Source organism: Albidovulum sp., from assembly GCF_049646345.1.
Taxonomy (GTDB): domain Bacteria; phylum Pseudomonadota; class Alphaproteobacteria; order Rhodobacterales; family Rhodobacteraceae; genus Albidovulum.
Genome location: NZ_JBARVQ010000396.1, coordinates 1 through 2,462 on the forward strand (window position 1 = coordinate 1; position 2,462 = coordinate 2,462).

4 protein-coding genes are annotated in these 2,462 nt (G+C 62.6%); 2 read left to right on the forward strand and 2 right to left on the reverse strand.

The annotated features are described in order from the left end of the window. The first annotated feature begins 90 nt into the window (after positions 1 to 90). The gene (locus tag WBB85_RS09675) at positions 91 to 552 is read left to right on the forward strand and encodes a recombinase family protein (protein WP_432638414.1); all 462 of its coding nucleotides are present in this window, start codon (positions 91 to 93) and stop codon (positions 550 to 552) included. Here the strand turns inward: WBB85_RS09675 and WBB85_RS09680 are convergent. Continuing rightward, the gene (locus WBB85_RS09680) at positions 549 to 767 is read right to left on the reverse strand and encodes a hypothetical protein (RefSeq protein WP_432638415.1); all 219 of its coding nucleotides are present in this window, start codon (positions 765 to 767) and stop codon (positions 549 to 551) included. The genes WBB85_RS09675 and WBB85_RS09680 overlap by 4 nt on opposite strands. Before the next feature lie 278 nt (positions 768 to 1,045). On the opposite strand from WBB85_RS09680, the gene WBB85_RS09685 reads away from it, so the two are divergent. Then, positions 1,046 to 1,585, forward strand: a complete 540-nt coding sequence (locus WBB85_RS09685; RefSeq protein WP_432638416.1) for a prepilin peptidase — start codon at positions 1,046 to 1,048, stop codon at positions 1,583 to 1,585. Between the two features lie 21 nt (positions 1,586 to 1,606). Here the strand turns inward: WBB85_RS09685 and WBB85_RS09690 are convergent, their stop codons facing one another. Then, positions 1,607 to 2,290, reverse strand: a complete 684-nt coding sequence (locus tag WBB85_RS09690) for a DnaA N-terminal domain-containing protein (protein ID WP_432638417.1) — start codon at positions 2,288 to 2,290, stop codon at positions 1,607 to 1,609. Positions 2,291 to 2,462 lie beyond the last annotated feature (172 nt).

Here is a 2,462-nt window from a genome sequence, read left to right on the forward strand (position 1 = left end):
CGGAAAAAAGGGTTTCAGACGCACCATCTGCGCGTCGCTCAGCCAGAAAAGATCGCTCATGTCACCGCTCCGTTTTCGGAGCCGTGAATCATGCAGCGCTTGGGAAATCAATGCATCCTGACCCTAGTCGTCTGGAAGCTCGATCGCCTCGGCCGCGACCTCAAACACCTCGTGACAATCGTACAGGAACTGACCGATCGGGAGGTCGGCCTCCGCGTCCTCACCGGGCAAGGGGCGCAGATCGACACCACTACCGCTGCAGGGCGGTTGATATTCGGCATCTTCGCGGCCCTGGCAGAATTTGAACGGGAACTGATCCGCGAGCGCACCGTCGCAGGCCTCAAGGCCGCCCGGGCGCGAGGACGAAAAGGCGGGCGTAAATTCGCGCTGACCAAAGCCCAGGTGCGCCTTGCGCAGGCGGCCATGTCGAACCGCGATACTTCAGTCGCACAGCTCGCCAAGGAGCTCGGTGTCAAGCCTGTCACCATTTACCGATATGTTGGTCCTAACGGAGAGATCAGGGAGAACGGAAGACGCGTCCTGGCTGCCTAACGTACGATCCTGCACTCAGCCGGAAAGGACCCCACCCTGCGCGCACCGCGAAATGACCCGAGTGTCGGCAGCCACCCGCCCGGCACGCGGGCCTGAACCAGAACCAGCCCCTCCCCCGCAAGAATCCGGCCAAGTTCATGAAGCGACGGCGCCGTTGCCTCGCCGTTCACGATCTGGCCTGTCAGTCGTCGGGCGGAATAGCTAAATACCGGCATCGACACCCCATAAACCCCAAAGGCCCGGCCCGTGGGCCGGATCTTCAGTTCTCATGTCTATCCCATCAGAGGTTGCAGTAGAAGGGTGAAGCCGGATCGGACCGGTCCATTGACCGTGACGCCCACACCGGTACCAGCCGCCATGCGAACATGTCGTGGATTGCTTCTCCGTTTCATCCTAAACCTCGTTGGGATCAACGGTCGCCTCCGGGCCTCCCGCCCGGGCTACTCTCGCCTCGCGATTTCGTTGAGATCCTGAATTTGGGCGCGGATGGAATATGAACGCGATAACAAGGAAGTACTTGATCTCTGCGACTTATCTCGTCGCTCCCACGCTTTGCGCGGCCGCCCCGCAGCTTCCCCCGGCCCGGCTTGACCTGATCGTCCTGTTCCTGCTTCTCGGCTATATCGCCTGGCGGGACCTGATGGAACTGCGCATCCCGGACAGCGCGAATCTGTTGCTTGGCCTCTGCGGTCTTGCCGCCACCTGGGCGGCCACACCCGCCAACCTGCCGCTGCATGCGGCCGCCGCCCTGATCGCTGGTGGCGGTCTTTTCCTGATATCGGAACTCTACTTCCGGCTGCGCGGCAGGGACGGTCTCGGGCTTGGCGATGTGAAACTGGTGGCCGCCGGTGCGCTCTGGATCGGGCCGGATATCGCATCCGCCCTCGTCATCGCGACCGGAACCGCACTTGGCCTCGGGCTGTGTCGCTGGGTGCGGGACCCCGCAAGCTGGTCACGGCCGCTTCCCCTCGGGCCCTTCATCGCCCTGGGTATCCTGACCATGCAGCTTGCCGCGACCTTCGGGCCGCTCTGAATGACCCCATTCAGCAAAACCTCATGCCGTACAACAAACCTCTATGATACTTGGGTCCACGCCGCGAAGCGCCACAAGAAGCCGTTCGCCCAGATGTTGCTCAACGTAACGCGCATGAAACCGCGTCGGCGCGGTCAGGGTCAGACGACCCGCTTCCAGATCGGCCTCCACCAGCTGATGGAACCAGGCACCATAGGTTGCCGCATCGGCCTCGTGCAGCCGCGCCTGTGCGGCAGCCCAGACAGATCCATCCTCAGCGGGCTGCGGCACGGCACGCAGCGGCAGGACATTGGACGCACCCTGCCCTGCCCCGCCTGCCTTGCCATCAATGCGTGTGATGAAATCCTCACCGATCAGCGGCCAGACCGGGCGGGTATCCTCCATCATCCGGTTCATATCCATGCCATAGACACTGACCCGGCCTCGCGCGCCCTGCCGCTTCAGGACCAGCCAGCCCTTGGCCCGCAGCTTTGCCATCTCTCGTTTCACGGTACGTTCATCGACCGACCAGAGCTTCGCGATCTCCCCCTGCCCCATCGTCAGTTCGTCGCGCTGCCAGTTGTAGCGCGTCGTGATCAGCGCCATCATCCGCAGCACCTGTCGCTGAACATGCTTGTCCTGCGACAGCGCGAATGCCATCAGCGCCGAAAGGATATCGTATTTGCGGGAAGCCGCCTCGCGCCCGACGGGCCGGGGAAGCTGCATGGCTCTCTCCTGTCTGTCCTCTCCGCCGTGGCGGATCATGCCTCAATCAGCCGGGCCTTTGGTGGCCTCTTGCCGTGAAGAGGTCGCAAACACAACGCTCTTCCTCTGTCTTTGGCTATTTGCGTCCAGCATTTCGATTCTGTCAAGGACCGAACAGCCCCAGCCGGTATGC